We start from the raw sequence: 15,342 nt of genomic DNA, 5'->3' as shown, positions 1-15,342 counted from the left end.
GTGACGCTGGGTGAGTGGGGGATATTTCTGTGACCCAAATTTGCTATTCGACTGTTTAGAGTGCTCTTCGACCCGTTTCCGGGTGAAGAGGTCTTGATGGGGAGGTGATGGAAGGGGAACCGAACCGATTCGCGTACACCCTTGAGCGGACGCAAACGAGTACACCCTTGCGGGAAATCGGCGTGGGTGTACACCCCTGGAAACCGAGGGTGTAGCGGATATAATCCGGTTTTACCTTAATTTCAGGGGTGTAGAATATCCCCGTATGTGACCGGGGGTGTACCGGACGTTGCCTCCTATCGTTTTCCCCAGACTCCGCAAACCGAGTTAGACGTGAGTCCCCTGTCGGACGATGACTGACCCACCGACATTCTGTAGGCTGCACAACAACTAATGCGATTCACCCCAACAAATGTAATGAATGTCCGAACATATACACGAAACACTAGAAGTCGACGAGTTCACGCTCGGTCTCGTCGGCCCTGAGCAAGAGTGGGCAGGCACAGTTGCGGACGGTGGAACGGTCAAGACACACACTCCAGCGGGATGTTGGGGACCGATGATAACACCGACATTCCGGGGAGGTCACGAGGTCACCCGCCCGATATACGTCGAAAACGCAGAACCCGGTGACGCGTTGGTCGTCCGTATCAAAGATATCGAGGTAACCAGTATCGCTACCAGTACCGGGAGTATGGCTGAGCGAGACGGTGCGTTCGGCGACGACCCATTCGTCGACCACCGATGTCCAGAGTGTGGCGCACAGTGGCCGGAGACTGTCGTGGAAGGGACCGGTGAGGAGTCGATTCGGTGTGCGGAATGTGGTGCCAACGCGTCTTCGTTTGGATTCGAGTACGGGTACACCGTCGTGTTCGACGATGACCGCACAGTCGGCATCACTGTCGGCTCCGAAGGCGCACACGACCTCGCTGAGCGCGCTGACGAAGCCATGGCACTCCCGGAGAACTCACGTCAGCATCCGATACTTCTCTACGAACCCGACGAGATGCCAGGGACGCTCGGACGGCTTCGCCCGTTTATCGGCAACATCGGAACGACACCTGCAATCGAGCTCCCCGACTCGCACAACGCAGGAGACTTCGGGCAGTTCCTCATCGGTGCTGCACACGATTGGGGCCTCCCGGACGAAGCAGCGCTTGAAGCCCGCACTGACGGCCACATGGACTCGAACGAAGTGAGGCCCGGTGCGACGCTTATCTGTCCGGTTCGCGTCGACGGTGCCGGCCTCTACGTTGGCGACCTTCACGCGAATCAGGGGGATGGAGAGCTGTCACTGCACACGACCGACGTCAGCGGAAAGACTGAACTCGAAGTCGAAGTGATCAAAGGGCTCGACTTGGACGGCCCACTGCTCTTGCCCAACGAAGAGGACCTGCCACACATCTCGAAACCCTACACTGACGCCGAGCGTCAAGCAGGGAGTACGCTGGCAGACGAATACGATGTCGAGACACTCCACGATGCAGCACCAATCCAGATTATCGGCTCTGGAGCAACGATCAACGATGCGACGGAAAACGCATTCGACCGTGCGAGTTCGCTGTTCGGGATTTCGGAGGGTGAAGTGAGGTCTCGGTGCACGTTTACCGGAGGGGTAGAAATCGCCCGACTCCCCGGTGTTGTGCAGTTAACGATGCTTGTGCCGATGACGTTACTCAAGGACGTTGGACTCGCCGACACGGTTCGGTCGCAGTACGAATTGTAGTTCTGCGGCGGACTCACCCTCCCCGCATCGCGGGGAAGAGTTTCACTGACTGTTCGTTCGAGACTGCTTGTCCGAGTGTCGCGCGTTCGTCTTCGACCATGACACGAACGCTCGGCCTGATGTTTCCGTCTTCGTCAACGAGTTGTGAGGCTGTTCGAGGGAATTCGGTGACGAACGCATCGATGACGTCGTGGACAGTCTCACCGTCAACCTCGATATCGACTGTCTTCTCACCGGTTGCAGCACGTAATGGTCCGTACACGCGTAACTCCATGGGACACAGGTACGGACGGATGGCACAAATACTGGTTGCCACTGCCAGTGAGTGGGATACTCTGAAAATGTGTGTGCAATCCCGTCGTCAACAGCAGCTTGCTCGTCTACTCTCCAGTGTCCCACCCGGTGTCTGAGTCGGATTCAGCCCTGTCGCTCGAACTTGTAGGTGACGACTTCGTCGCTGTCGTCCCATTCGAATGGGCCGGGATGGACGCGCTCCATCCGCTGTTTGTATGCGTCGAGCGACGACGACCCTTCTCTGCGGGCGTCAGCATCGGTGAAGTCACCGAGTGTACGGTTCGTAACGCCGATGATCTCGAAGGTCTCACCCTCGAGTTCGAAGCTATCGCCTTCGTCAGCGTAGCGGTTCGACGCGCCGCGTGTGATCTGTGTCACGTCTCCAGCAGACACTGATTGCTTCACGCGGCCGTTCGGGAGAAGTTCGTCGACGTCGATTTTAGCCATTGGGAAGGGGTATGGTCCGACTGTTGAAAAACCTCACCGCAGGGGGTCGCTCAACGCTGTCGACTGCGTACGTTTCATCCCGAACGCGGCGACGAGGATATCGGCCAACTCGTGAATGAGAGCACCATTCGAGTACGAACACAGGTCGGTCCGTGGGCCGTTCTACAGCGAGATTAGTTCGCCGTCCGCAGGGATGTGGACGTTCTCTGTGTTCGCTCGCAACTCGTCACGCGTGAGTAGACAGTGATTGATCGTTTCCATATGGACGGCGATAATTTGGGCGTCGGTTGCCGCCTGGACGGCAGCGACGTCTGACACACCCATCGTAATCGGTTTGCCGTGATTGAATCGTGCTTCTCCGGCGTTGAGGACGACGATGTCGGGATCGAACCGCTCGAGTGTCTCTTCGACCGCGTCGTACCAGATCGTGTCTCCTACAACGTAGAGTGTCTCGTCAGCCTCGAAGACGAACCCCGAAACGGGTGCCATCTGCTTGGCGAGTTCACCATGTCCATGCCGGCCAGACGTCCGATGGATGGTGATGCCGTTGAACATCGTTTTATCCTCGATTGGACGGACATCCGTGAAGCCATCTTCGACGAACGCCTCCTTCTCGGCAGGTTGACAAAACAACGGCACGTCGGGATCGAGCTCCGCTTTCGCAGCTTCGTCGAAATGGTCAGTGTGGCGGTGTGTGACCACGACAGCATCGTACGCCAACTCGATGTCTGGCAACGGCACGAGTGGATTGTCGCGTTGGTTCGGCGTATCCTGTATGGGTGGGTTGACACCGGGAGCCGACAACATCGGGTCAACGAGGAATGTGGTATCCTCGATAGTCACGAGGAGCGTGGCGTGTCGGATGAGGCGGATGCTGGAGTTCGTCGACATGTAGTCGTCTTTCCGTGTTGCATCGGGTTGAGCGTTACTTCGGATGCGCGGTTGAGGCGTGTCTGGGTGTGTGATTACCAGATTTGGGACGCGATGTATGCTAAGGTTTTCTCGGATATCCGCTGCTATTCGAACTTGAGACCCCACTGTTTCCGGAGAAACGAAGTCAGGATGCAGATGACTCACCACCAGATTTGACTCAAGCTCGAGATCGTCGCTGAGAAGCACGCAACACTTCCATCCTCCGAGGCTGTGGTTCGGCTCACCGTTCCAAAGAAATCAAGCTCAAAGGCAAATGGCCTACCCTGTTTGATTCACCCCCGAAACCGACGGTTCAGCAGTTCTTATCGTCCGTAAACATTCACAAGGTGCGTCGGCACTCGGTGCGCTCAAAGAGTTTGATTCTTCGGAGAGTATCGACTACTATCGGTGGTAGAGTTAGGGTTCAGGTACTGTAGTAGCAATCTCGTCAATTTCTGTTTCGAAGCCATACAAAATTTTGAACTTCTCGAGGACGGCTTCAGTAGGATCGTCAACTTCGTCGAGAACGACCTCGGTCGTCAGAAAGTGCCATTTAGTATTAGTATGAGGTTCGCCAAATCCCATAGGCCGGTACTCGGATTTGTCCACACGATTATTGAAAGCGGATCTCAAGTCCTGCTTTAGGTTTGACCCACCGCGAATGTCCAAATTAACTGCAACTGACGGACGGTGTTGGACTTCGCCAGGGCCGAGATGTGGTCGGAGGTGAAAGTTCAGTTCAATACAAACTGTGGGCTTCGGTCGTCCAGCCTGCCAAGGTGGTTTGTCGATTTCGATACGATTGTACTTTCCCTCAGTAAACTGTGGAAACCGACCACTTTTAGTACGGATACGAAGTGCCTGTCGTTCAGATGACAGTTGTCGAACGCCAGTTTTCAACCCGTCAGCTAACGCACGAGCTAGTTCCTCGTGGGCTCGCTTGGCAGCTTGCACATCGGTGTAGTAGGTTTCCAACCCCTCTAACGGATCACCCACTTCGGTGCGAACGAGAGCGAGAAACTCGGCGAACTGTGCAACGCCACGGTTAGGGTACCGGCCAGAGTCCATATACTCTGGAAGCAGTGTCTCCCACGCGTTGAGTAACCTGTCCCAAGTGAGTTGCTCGAATTCTGTCGCGGTAGGAGTATCCGTGTCGTCTATGGTCAAGTAGAGGTAGTGGTGAGAGTCCGTCGGATAGTCTGCTTTCGAGCGTGTCCCAATGTACTCAGTTTCGACGTACGCATCCGTCTGTCCCACGTGCTCGGAGGAATGTACCTTGAGCTCGAGACATAGAAACCACTGTTCTTCTTGGGTTAGAAAGATATCCACACGATCTTCGTCACCAGTTTGAACCTCCGTATCGACACGGACAGTTTCGAGGTCACCTTCTAGTGAGTCGATCGAGGTAGTCGCTTTAACTGTCTTGAGAAACGCTGCCAGCGGGTCTGTTCCTAATCCATGCCCGTTCGTTGGCCGAAGGAAGTACGCCAGTAAATCGTGCCAAGTACGCTCCCTTGTTTCTCGGCCCATAATCTCGGGGATTGTTCGATGCGGTTCCTCAGCAGGACGAATGTAGGACTGAAATTCACTTACTTTCTCGGAAACAGGCTCAGATTGAGATGGCATCTAGTTTACTATTTAGTGATCTTTCTGATAAGTCCTTACTCTGTTTGACATTAGCTCCTGACCATTTCGAATTTACTGGATTTCTATAACCCCCAAAACCAGAGTGTCAGATCTATCTAACTAATCGGTAAGATAAATACATTAGCATGATTTTTGAATTTCATGCCAACTCTTCGCAATAAAACAACTGCTGAGGGGATTATAGTCCGCTGGAAACCTCATCCAAGACATAATCGACCGAGCACGTATCAGGTCTCACCACGAGCAGTTTCGTTTCTAGAGAACCTTGGATACAAGGTTTCTCAACCAGGAGACGAAGTTACTATACCACCGCAAATTTGTCGACCACTTCGACTGCTCGGTGATCTCTATTTTGAATCCGGTTCTCAGGACGATGTCGATTTGGAAAACCAACCTAGTCCAAGCTACTACACCACATCAACCCTATCAAAAAAACAATTGAGCCAATTACGATCGTATGTCGAATCACACCCATCCTATATTGGCGGACTCAGAGAGGGTTTGGAAAACGAACTAACCGACCTTCCCGGATCAGAGGATGATACTGACATCCCGCGCCCGCGTCTCGAACCTCAATCACGTAGCGTTCGATACGCATCTGACGGGCGAATACTTCTCCCCGAGCCATTCTACATAGGCAAGATTGATAGAATTAGTAACAATAGGAATGCGATTGTCTCGACGACAGAACAAAGAGAGGTGAACCTGGGCCGTCTCCCAAAGTCAGTAGTTGGTGAATGGACAGTTTGTATAGAGTATCGAGGCGTTTGGACGATGTGTTTGACTCCTCAACTCTGGAGTGATGGGTACCGTTCGGATGCTCGTGAATATATTGGGAAACTTGAGGAGTTAACAGGGTTGACCGGTCTCAACAGAATACTAAATATTCAACGCCGTCAGTACCACAAAGACATCTCTGATGCCGAAATGGAGGTTCATGTCTACGCCGCTGGCCATGGACTAGGTATCGCTTATTACGGTGAGTGGACAATAATCATCGATAGCGAACTCGTTACCACCGGAGATCGGATTCACGTGACTATTGAGGACTGTTATGGGAACGTAGCTACTGCAATCCCTCATCGACCACGTGACGCAAGTGGACTGTCTGTCGGAGACCAAGTAAATTTAGAAGTCAGCAAGTTTGGTCAAAATTTCCTCGTCGGAACCTGCGACGGCGAACTTTTAGTTGTCCCTCGGGAGACTGAGGTGACCCCTGAAGAAATCCAAGTGGCAGTCACAGAATTATATGAAAAATATGCCATTGGTACAGTTCAAGCACTAGATGACAATGCCCGACCCTCTGTAGATGAGGACATCGATATCGAGGGTGAAATGACCGAGAAATACCCCGGTATTCCAGTTTTCGTTCCTGAATTCCCTGGCCAAAGCTTGGCAAAACTCAAACTGCCTGTTGCAACCGTGAATACTGACTCAGTGAGCGTATCTGCTCGTGCTTTCCAGGACCAAAACCTGTTCACAGGAGACACCACAATTACGTCCCCAATCGAGGACTGGGTCCAAGGTAGTGTTGTTCTTCATAAATATAATGTTCCCGTACTTGTGCCCGGTGTACGGTACGTGCCTGGAATGAGTGTAGAAGCTCGTCCAAAAAAATTCGAAGATGGGTATGTTGAGGCAGAGTTTGAGAAATTTGATCTACCTAAAATCCCGCAGACATTTGGTGATGGCATTAAACAGGGAGATTCGAAGCTACGAGCTGGAGAATATACTGAAGCGATTTCAATATTCACAGCGACTGTTGAGATGACAAACCTCGATGATGAACCAACAAACTGGTTAGACGCGGTCCTCCATGAAATCCTTGCTTTGACGGAATTCACACTCACTGACAAGAGCATAGAAGAGGCGCTGGAGGTGTTAGAAATCAGAATAGAATCTGTGGAAGAAAATGGCAGTCTCGCCGAATCTATTCGTAGAACTACCTGCGATGAACTCAATTCATACAGGTTGATTATTGAAACTACACAACGATTACAAGAGGCTGATCAAGTGGGTGACCGGTCAGAAGCCACTGCCATTCGAAGTCAGGCTAAAAATCTGTTAACTGATGCAGTTGAATACTTGGCAAACTTGGAATCACTTTCTGGAAGAGAAAGGCCACACTGGTTAATCAAGGATCAATTGAAAAGGACTACAGATGAGATGCTGTTGCTCTCGCCACCGGTCAAAAACTACTTGAGACGTTTGGAGGATTGAAATTTCCAGTCCAAAATTCAGCGCGTTTTCTGGCAGGTCGAACTCGTATGACTATCTGCTTTGGACCGACTCAATAACGAGTTCGCGAACAAGCTCGGACTCGTCATTGTACACGTCTTCACTCTGTAGACGTTTCTTCAACTCCAAACTGACATCTGACGGAAAAGTGACTGAGACAGTCATCGGTTCTGCAGCCGATCCCACACGGTCTATAAGTACAGACTCTACGAGCTCAGACCTACTCTCGAATGATTCGTACTGACCAGTGAGGGCATCAATCATGTCCACCAGCATCGAATCGATAGTAATTGAGACTGGTTCCCCGGACGATGGCTTCTCGACAGGTGAAAGTGACTGCTTATCCGACCTGAGGTGTTCCGTCACAACATCTCTCACACAATCCTCCACGAAGGCTGTTTTTGTGGTGGCATCCAAATCACCCTGGTCAATCAACACGCCGATTGTATCTACCAATGATCGAGGTAACTGGATTATGGCCGTGGACGAATCTTCTCTCGCCTGTTCACTACTGGATTTTGGAGTAGTTGAGCCAGCGTTACTGACTTCCTTCTCTACTCCATCGGTGTGCCCGCTATCGACGATGGCTTCTTTTTCGGTCTCCTGAATGTTTGTCTCGTCCCCCATCTCCTCTGACCCCACAGCGTACTTACGAGATTGAGCAAGCGCTCCTTTCCCGCCGAGCGCCTTCGCGATGTCTTGGTAGGTGTTTCGTATCGTGACTTCAGTCACACCAACGGCCTCTGCGATGTCTCCTTGGGTGTACTCCAGACGGAGATCGTTAAGATAGACTACTAGATAGAGCGCAGATGCGGCGATACCAGCGGGGGACCGACCTCCGTTTATGACCGAGGGTTCCTCTGTACGGACGTCTGAGAGTAACTGTTTCGTCTGTTCTACGATTTCATCTGGCGTCCCCAATTCTGCACCGTATCGTTCGACGAGATCTTCAGGCTTCGTAGGCGTGTTTTCGATACTGAACTCCTTTGTAAGTACCTTCTCTGCTCGGAGAACACTCTTCAGGCTGAACTCTTCGTTGAGATCACTCGATGCATCCACCTCACGCCAGGAATTCACGATGTCTTTGGCGGTGTACCACCCGCCAGACTGTTTGACAGCGAGAAGGAGTGCCGCTGCAGCGACAGTATCGTTTCCACGCCCAGACGTGATGCCTTCCACCGAAGCTTGACGAGCAAGCATCTCTGCGGTTTGAAGAGAATCACCAGATACCTCTAGTTCTTCGCCGACACGGTTCATTCGATCCCCTCTCGGAACGTCTGTCATTAGTTATCGTGGAGATACGATCAAGGGCCGTAAAAGTATTCCTAATACTGCATCTAGAAAACGGTAGAAAACTATTTACTTCATTGTGATGTATCTATCTCCGAATGGACATTCGACAGGAAATGTGACTGTATAGACGATTTATATATCTGTCAGTACGTCTGTCGAGCACACTAACAAATAAACCGGCTTGGGGCGTTCCGGTTGATCCGACTCGAAGTTCGTCCTAGACACGAGACAGTTGGGGCACATAGATGGGATTTGATCCGTTCGAGAAGCAGTTCGGCAACAACAGCAAACAGGTCGACGAAGTATTCCAAGAATCGCGACTTGATGGCCGTGGGCTGAGTGAAACTCAGTGGCCAGCACAGATAGACCGCGCAGCGACAGACCTCCTCTATGGTGTCGCAATTGGTGGGGGCGCGGGCGCAGGTGATATCGGGGGAGTCATCGACCAAGTAAACTTCTCGGAGGCGACCGGGCGGTTCTACGTCGACGGACTCAGAAACCTCGGTGGTTCCGGTTCTGACCTCGACCGAGCACTGAGGCGATACGATTCTGAAGCCGTCGGGAAATTGGCCTTCCACCTCAACAAGTTCCGAAAGGAGCTCTCAGAGCACGGTGATGGTCAGATGGACGTCGATAGGGCGGTGGAAGCACTCGTCGAAAAAGCAGCTACCGAGGCTATCGAGGATAGTGTTCGCGTCGACGCGAACGACGGTGCTGGACTCCGGCAACTCAGAGATTCGAGTTCGGCGTCTGACCTCGTGATGAAGCTGTTCTCTGATCCGAGCGTCGAAGCGTACGCAGATGCACTCATTGGGACAGTTTCGGATCGGTCGACTACGACGAGCGGGCTGCTTTCTCGGCTAGACGAAGCCAGGATGACGACCCCGCTGTGGAAGCATCAGAAGCAGGCTCTCAGTAAGTGGTTCGAGAGTGACCAGAAGGGCTACGTGAACATGGCGACGGCCACGGGGAAGACCGTTCTCGGTCTTGCGACGATCGCTGCTAGATACGGTGCTCTCCATCCGGTCGATGCGCCCATCGCAGAGGACTACGAAACTGGGGGATCAGACCCACGAATTCTGGTTGTTGCCGGGAACAACCTCCTGCTGTCACAGTGGCGCGAAGAGTTAGACGAACACCTCGATATCCCGAAAGACAGGACCGTACCCGTCGAAGGAGCTGGAGGAAAAGACATCGAACTTGGATGGGGCACCATCGAGTTCAGGACTGCACAGTCACTCCTCACCACACCATCACTCCGCGGGTATGATCTCGTCATCTTGGACGAGGCACACCAGTACTCACGACGGAAACGAGGTGACGAACGTGGCTGGGGTGACGTCTTCGAGGAACTAGTCGATGGGAGCGACGCAATCTTGGCGATGTCTGGATCCGTGGACGGTGGGTGGAAAGGTGACGACGCCGCGGAGAACGCCCTCAACAACCATCTCGATAGATGTTACCGGTTTACCATTCCGATGGCGCGTAGCCATGGTGTCATCGCGGACTTTAGCTGGGAAGTTCACTACGCTGCAGCGACCGAGGAAGACGAAACGAAACTCGCAGAGCAGACTCAAATCATTCGGAAAAACCTCGACTCGCTTACTGGGGAACTGGATGCAGAGAACTTGGGTGTCGACCCCGACGACCTTCCAACACAGGTTGGATCATATGCAGACTTGCAGTCCTTTGCACAGTCGAGCGTCGGAAACAACCTCCGTGAGCAGTCAGAAGAGTTCGACCTTCTTGCGACTGCGCTGTTTACACGCCGCCCAGTTCGCTGGAACCTCTCACCACAAGACGACGCAATCGTTGAACTCATCAAGCGACACGCACCAGCGCAGAAAACCGTGGTTCTCGTCCAGAACTACGATGACGCATCTCGGCTTCGGACGCGACTTGTCGAGAACGAAGGGTTCTCCGGCGATAGCGTCATCGCTCTCGAAAGTGGCGACGACGACCGCGCCGAGAAAATCGGTCGATTCAAAGACGCAGCTGGCGGCGTCCTCCTCGGGTCTGGCAAACTACTAGGAACAGGTGTGAATATGCCCGATGCTGAAGTCGCGGTCAACGTCGCCAGCGGTGGTGTGAACGCTTCCCTCGTTCAGCGGATCGGTCGGGTCCTCCGGAATCCAAAAGGTGACAAGGAGGCCCGATTCTACCACGTCGTCCCGACTGCAGTCCACGAACACGCAATCGACCCACACGAGGACGGTCAACAACTTCTCCGCAGAGCGGCCGAATTCTCTGCACTTGGAGAGACGTTCAAAGAGGCTCCAGGGTTCTCCATTGCAACCGAAAACGTCGGGGTGACTGTCTCTGCCCTAGAAGTTGCAGGGGAAGAGACGCTCTCGAACCGGCCCGACAGTCACATCGGAGAACTCGTCGATACTGACGCCGCTGCAGACGCCCTCAGAGAACTTCGTGCTGCAGTCCAAGCGGACGAGTCCAGCGACGGAGAGCAGATTGAGCCGGTTGTTGCTCGTCACTGGCCACCCAAGAACTCTGACGACGAAACCGGATCGTCTACCTCTGGAAGTGAAGACGATGGTGAAGAATCACAGAACGAGGGCCTCTTCCCAACACGGGACGAGAAGTACGAACAATATCGCCTTGCACTCGACAGGTACCGTGCCGCGAAGGGTGTCGCAGAGCACCTGCTGGGAATCGATTACGAGTTCCATCGTGAGAATGGCTCGTACGTCGTGTACCTGCCCTCGGAGTACAGTGGGTCCGAGTTCCACGAACATCTCGAAGAGGCTCTCGACGAGTACCGCCGCATCAAGGCGATTGTGAATGGTGAAGACGGTGAGAAAGGATCGCTGCCAAAATACCGCGCAGAGTGGCCCGCACCGCCAAAATCCACTGCAGCGATGGTTGACGAAGGAATCGCTGCTGCCATCGGTACGGACTACTCGGAAGATGACCCACTGTTCTTCGCTCGTGAAGATGGCGAACTCTACGAACTCCCGCTCCCAGATGGGCGGCGCCTCGCCGTTGATCGGGTGTATGATCCGACTGAGACCACGGGCGACGGGGGCGCACCGAACGTGGTTCGGGTGTCGACAACGTTGGTCGAAGTTGCACGCGGTCGTCTCGACGCCGACACGAAATCGTCCATAGACCAGACGATAGAGTCGTGGACTCGCGACCTCATCGTCGGCTCGCTCAGTGGAGAACTGCCAGCCTTCGCCGGTGACGTCGAAGTTGGTGAGCAGACGACACCGGTCGAGCTTTCAGATGACATCCTCTCGTTCGTACAGGCAAGTTGTGAGAATGAGAGCAGCCCGTTCACTGAACCCGACGTACTCGTCGAGACTGCGATACGGTCCGCACTCGACATCGAACCGGGGACGACAGAAACCGTGAGCACCGAGGTTTCGGCAGACTTTGCTGCGCTGGCGAGAGAGAACGACATCGACCTCGAGGCCGCGCTGGCGAGCGCGCTCGAACAGGAGCTTCAGAAGTGGTGATGAACGAAGTGACTCAGCAAGCTTCCCAGTCCGTGTTGTTCCACGGCCCCGATGCAGAAGCCCTCGACGACGCAGCGTTTCAGTGGGCACACACGCACTCGTCCGGACTCCCAGAGAGTATTCTATACCTCACGAACCAGCCCCACAGAGAGACGGTCGTAGAGACGCAGTGGCAAGAAGTCGGCAGACCCGCTGAGCTCGTCGCGATGAGTCTGGACGACTTCGTCGACCGCTGCTACGACCGGACAGCGATTGGTGGCCCGTCGACACGGATCGATCAACCAACCCGACAACGTTTGATGGAACAAGCGGTCGAATCGCTTCCCGAGGAGTCACCGCTCCACAGTGACAGAGACGGACTCCCGTCGACAGGCTTGACTGGTGAACTGGAAGACCTCTTCAGCTTACTCGAATTCGCCGGTGTACTGGATGTCGACACGTTGCAACAGCGACTCCGTGATGAAGGTCTCCCGAACCTTGCCGACGAACTCGGTCGTGTCGCAGCGGAATTCTACGGCGGACGAGACGACATCAAAGACGGCTCTGGTACTGTTCTCCAGGCCGAACGGTACCAGCACGTCGAAAGCATCGACCCGTCATCGGTCTTCGAACACGTCGACGCCGTCATTGTCGCCGGATTCGACCGGTTCTCGGTACTTGCCGAGCGGGTCGTTGCGACGATTGCAGACACGTGGCCTACCGCTGGAACAGTCGTCCGACTGACGGACACCGACGAACCAGTGGGTGTCGACGTCGCTGCCGACCGTGCATGGTCGTTCTTCAACGACGACCTTGAGTTCGAAGCACAGCAGATCCTCCCACGATCTGACCGTCCACGTGAGAACGCAAAGCTCGCGGCATCACTCTTCCGCCGTGATGGTCCAACTATCGACAACACGGAACTAACTGCTGACTTCGTGGTCCCGTCGTCTCTGGAAGCAGAGGTCCGTTTCGTTGGTCGGCAGGTCCAGCAGCTCGTTGGAGAAGGTGTCGAACTCGACGACATCGCCGTCGTTCCGACCTCGTCACAGGCGTACGTGCCGGCACTCGCTGCCGAGTTCGAGAGTCGCCGGATCCGCTACGCTGCGAACAAGCAGTACGATGTCGACGAGACCGCGACTGGAACAGCACTCATCGCGGCACTCGATCTCGTAATGGACGACGATCCCGACGCACTCGCGAAGCTTGTCGACAATCCAGTCGTTACATTCGGCGAGTGGTGGCCGTCTGGACAGACACGCCGAGAAATCCACGATGTGATTACCGAAGCCGTCGAATCCGACGACTTCGACAACGAGATCTCGCAGTCCAGTGACGAAGTGGAGCAGTTCGTTTCAAACGTTCGGGCGCAGGCGTCCACAATTCAGATTTCGGACGCACCGCTTACTGAATTTCGAGCGTTTATCTCGGACCTCGGTATCGACGAGACCGTCGAAAACCGTGAGACGACCGGGTCACAACGCGTGGTCCGAAGTGGTGTTCGCCGTGTCCTCGATGCAGTCGACCGAACCGCTGCCGATCGTGGCGGCGTGCTCGAACGTGCACGACATGCACTGTCTGGAGCATCTGTGACGGATACACCTCGGGGATGGGACGACCGCGTTGACATCATCGACGCGGGTTCGGTCGGGTCGAGAGCGTACGACTACGTCTTCGTCGTTGGCCTCACCGCTTCTCACTTCCCCGGCGGAAACGGTCGGTTAGCACTCTATCAGCGCGTCACAGACGCACACGAAGATTTCGAGGAGGCAGACCACGCTCGGCGTGCCGAGTACCGCATCGCTGGGTTACTCGGTTCGTCGGCCTCGATCGTGTTCTCACGTCCGTCGAAACAACTCGATGGCACGAAATATGTCGACGCATCCATTCTCGCGGAGCTTCGACGTGTGACCGACACGAAGGCGACAGTCAGAGACGAGTTCGAGAACCTGTTCGACTCGACTGTCTCACACCGAGACGTGGTGGGTTCCCGAGGAGACCTTCACCGTGCGTTTGGTCTCGTTGGTGTATCAGGTGGCAGACTCGCTGCTGCGGACGCGATCGAGACTGCAGAGTCCGGTGGGGTATTCGAGATGGCACCGGGTGCGAACGACGCGCTCGCTCGGCCACAATCTCCTTGCAGTCGGAACGGTGTTCGGACTGCGGCCTCTCGCGACCGATCACAACTCGACGATCGTAATGGGTGGCTTTCCGAAGCGACGGCAGCAGTCCTCTCGCTCGAACCCAAACCACTCTCACCCACTGCGGCTGAGGACTATGCAGCATGTCCGTTCAAGTACTACGCCCGGCGAGTTCTCGAACTGGACGACGACGACGAGACGACTGTTCCGATGGTCCGGGGAACGATTGTCCACGATGTACTCGAGGCGTTTTATGAGCGCCTCGCTGAACAGGAAGGACGTCCAGTACCCCTGGGATCGTTCTCTCGATCCGAGCTCGAAGAAGAACTTCTCGAAGCTGCACTATCGAGGCTCCGTGCAGCAGACGAGACAGAACGAGAAGCACTCGACGAAGAGTGGCGGTATCGACACCTCGCAGGACTGGGGACAGATAGCTCGAACCCGTACTACACGCTCCCCGTAATAGAGGCGGAAGCATCTGGCATCTTCGTACGATTCCTCGACGAAGAGGTCCGGTTCCACGTCGACCCAGACGGAGACCTTCGCGATGGCCCTGTCACGGTTGCACCGTATCGATTCGAACAGCGCTTGTCTGGCTCAGTTGGTTCCGTCGATATGTTCGGGTACCTCGACCGCCAGGACCGAAGTGATGGTGGCCTCGCTGTCGTCAGGGACTACAAGACTGGGAAAACACCGTCGGAACGAGACACACTGGATGGCATCAAATTCCAACTTCCCGTGTACGCGAAGCTACTCGAACAAACGGAAGACGTCGAAGTAGTTGGTGGTACGTACTACAGACTTCGCAAGCCGGGCGACGTATCATCCAACTCGGGACAGGTGACCTTCGACGACGTTGCTGCATGGTACGGACACGGGGGTAAACCGACTGTCCGTGGACGAACACCGGCGATAGAGACGAGAGATGGATTCCGCGAGTTGCTCGACGAGGTCGTTCCCGATCGGCTTTCACAGGTCGTAGACGGTATCGAGTCGGGCCTCTTTCATCCGACACCCAACAAAGAAGACGCCGCTGGGTGCTCGTCGTGTGCGTTCCGAGACGCCTGCGACGTTCGACATCACAGACGGCGCGACCTCGTATCGAACCTCGAATCGGATGAACGGGATGCCTACGTTCCACCGATGGCGCAGGGTGTCGAGTGGGAACCGGCTGTGGAGAGTGACGAGTAAC

Annotated in this window: 9 protein-coding genes; 4 read left to right on the top strand and 5 right to left on the bottom strand. The window is 54.6% G+C overall.

Annotated elements, in window-relative coordinates; translation table 11 throughout:
- The first annotated feature begins 421 nt into the window (after positions 1–421).
- The gene (locus tag ACK3R5_RS17070; protein WP_411966162.1) at positions 422–1,726 is read left to right on the top strand and encodes an acetamidase/formamidase family protein; all 1,305 of its coding nucleotides are present in this window, start codon (positions 422–424) and stop codon (positions 1,724–1,726) included.
- 13 nt (positions 1,727–1,739) lie between these two features.
- Here the strand turns inward: ACK3R5_RS17070 and ACK3R5_RS17065 are convergent, their stop codons facing one another.
- The 4 genes from ACK3R5_RS17065 to ACK3R5_RS17050 all read right to left on the bottom strand — a co-directional run bounded on the left by ACK3R5_RS17065 (position 1,740) and on the right by ACK3R5_RS17050 (position 5,005).
- On the bottom strand, positions 1,740–2,000 hold the full coding sequence (locus ACK3R5_RS17065; RefSeq protein WP_411968703.1) for a ubiquitin-like small modifier protein 1: 261 nt from the start codon (positions 1,998–2,000) through the stop codon (positions 1,740–1,742).
- Positions 2,001–2,143: 143 nt separating this feature from the next.
- Positions 2,144–2,467 (bottom strand): ASCH domain-containing protein, encoded by a 324-nt coding sequence (locus ACK3R5_RS17060; protein WP_411968702.1) that lies wholly within the window; start codon positions 2,465–2,467, stop codon positions 2,144–2,146.
- A 162-nt stretch (positions 2,468–2,629) separates the two neighbouring features.
- Positions 2,630–3,358 (bottom strand): MBL fold metallo-hydrolase, encoded by a 729-nt coding sequence (locus tag ACK3R5_RS17055; RefSeq protein WP_411968701.1) that lies wholly within the window; start codon positions 3,356–3,358, stop codon positions 2,630–2,632.
- A 438-nt stretch (positions 3,359–3,796) separates the two neighbouring features.
- Positions 3,797–5,005 carry a PD-(D/E)XK nuclease family protein gene (locus tag ACK3R5_RS17050; protein WP_411968700.1) on the bottom strand — a complete coding sequence of 403 codons (1,209 nt, stop codon included), beginning with the start codon at positions 5,003–5,005 and terminating at the stop codon, positions 3,797–3,799.
- Positions 5,006–5,167: 162 nt separating this feature from the next.
- Between ACK3R5_RS17050 and ACK3R5_RS17045 the strand changes: the two genes are divergently transcribed.
- On the top strand, positions 5,168–7,246 hold the full coding sequence (locus tag ACK3R5_RS17045; protein ID WP_411968699.1) for a hypothetical protein: 2,079 nt from the start codon (positions 5,168–5,170) through the stop codon (positions 7,244–7,246).
- Positions 7,247–7,297: 51 nt separating this feature from the next.
- Here the strand turns inward: ACK3R5_RS17045 and ACK3R5_RS17040 are convergent, their stop codons facing one another.
- A complete protein-coding gene (locus ACK3R5_RS17040; RefSeq protein ID WP_411968698.1) occupies positions 7,298–8,521 on the bottom strand; it encodes a hypothetical protein in 1,224 nt (407 codons plus the stop codon).
- 281 nt (positions 8,522–8,802) lie between these two features.
- Between ACK3R5_RS17040 and ACK3R5_RS17035 the strand changes: the two genes are divergently transcribed.
- Positions 8,803–12,030, top strand: a complete 3,228-nt coding sequence (locus ACK3R5_RS17035) for a DEAD/DEAH box helicase (RefSeq protein WP_411968697.1) — start codon at positions 8,803–8,805, stop codon at positions 12,028–12,030.
- Positions 12,030–15,341 carry a PD-(D/E)XK nuclease family protein gene (locus ACK3R5_RS17030; protein WP_411968696.1) on the top strand — a complete coding sequence of 1,104 codons (3,312 nt, stop codon included), beginning with the start codon at positions 12,030–12,032 and terminating at the stop codon, positions 15,339–15,341. Before ACK3R5_RS17035 ends, ACK3R5_RS17030 begins: the two co-directional genes overlap by 1 nt.
- Position 15,342 lies beyond the last annotated feature (1 nt).

It is taken from the genome of Haloferax sp. YSSS75, assembly GCF_046764215.1.
GTDB lineage: Archaea > Halobacteriota > Halobacteria > Halobacteriales > Haloferacaceae > Haloferax.
This window is presented reverse-complemented; position numbering and strand designations above follow the sequence as displayed.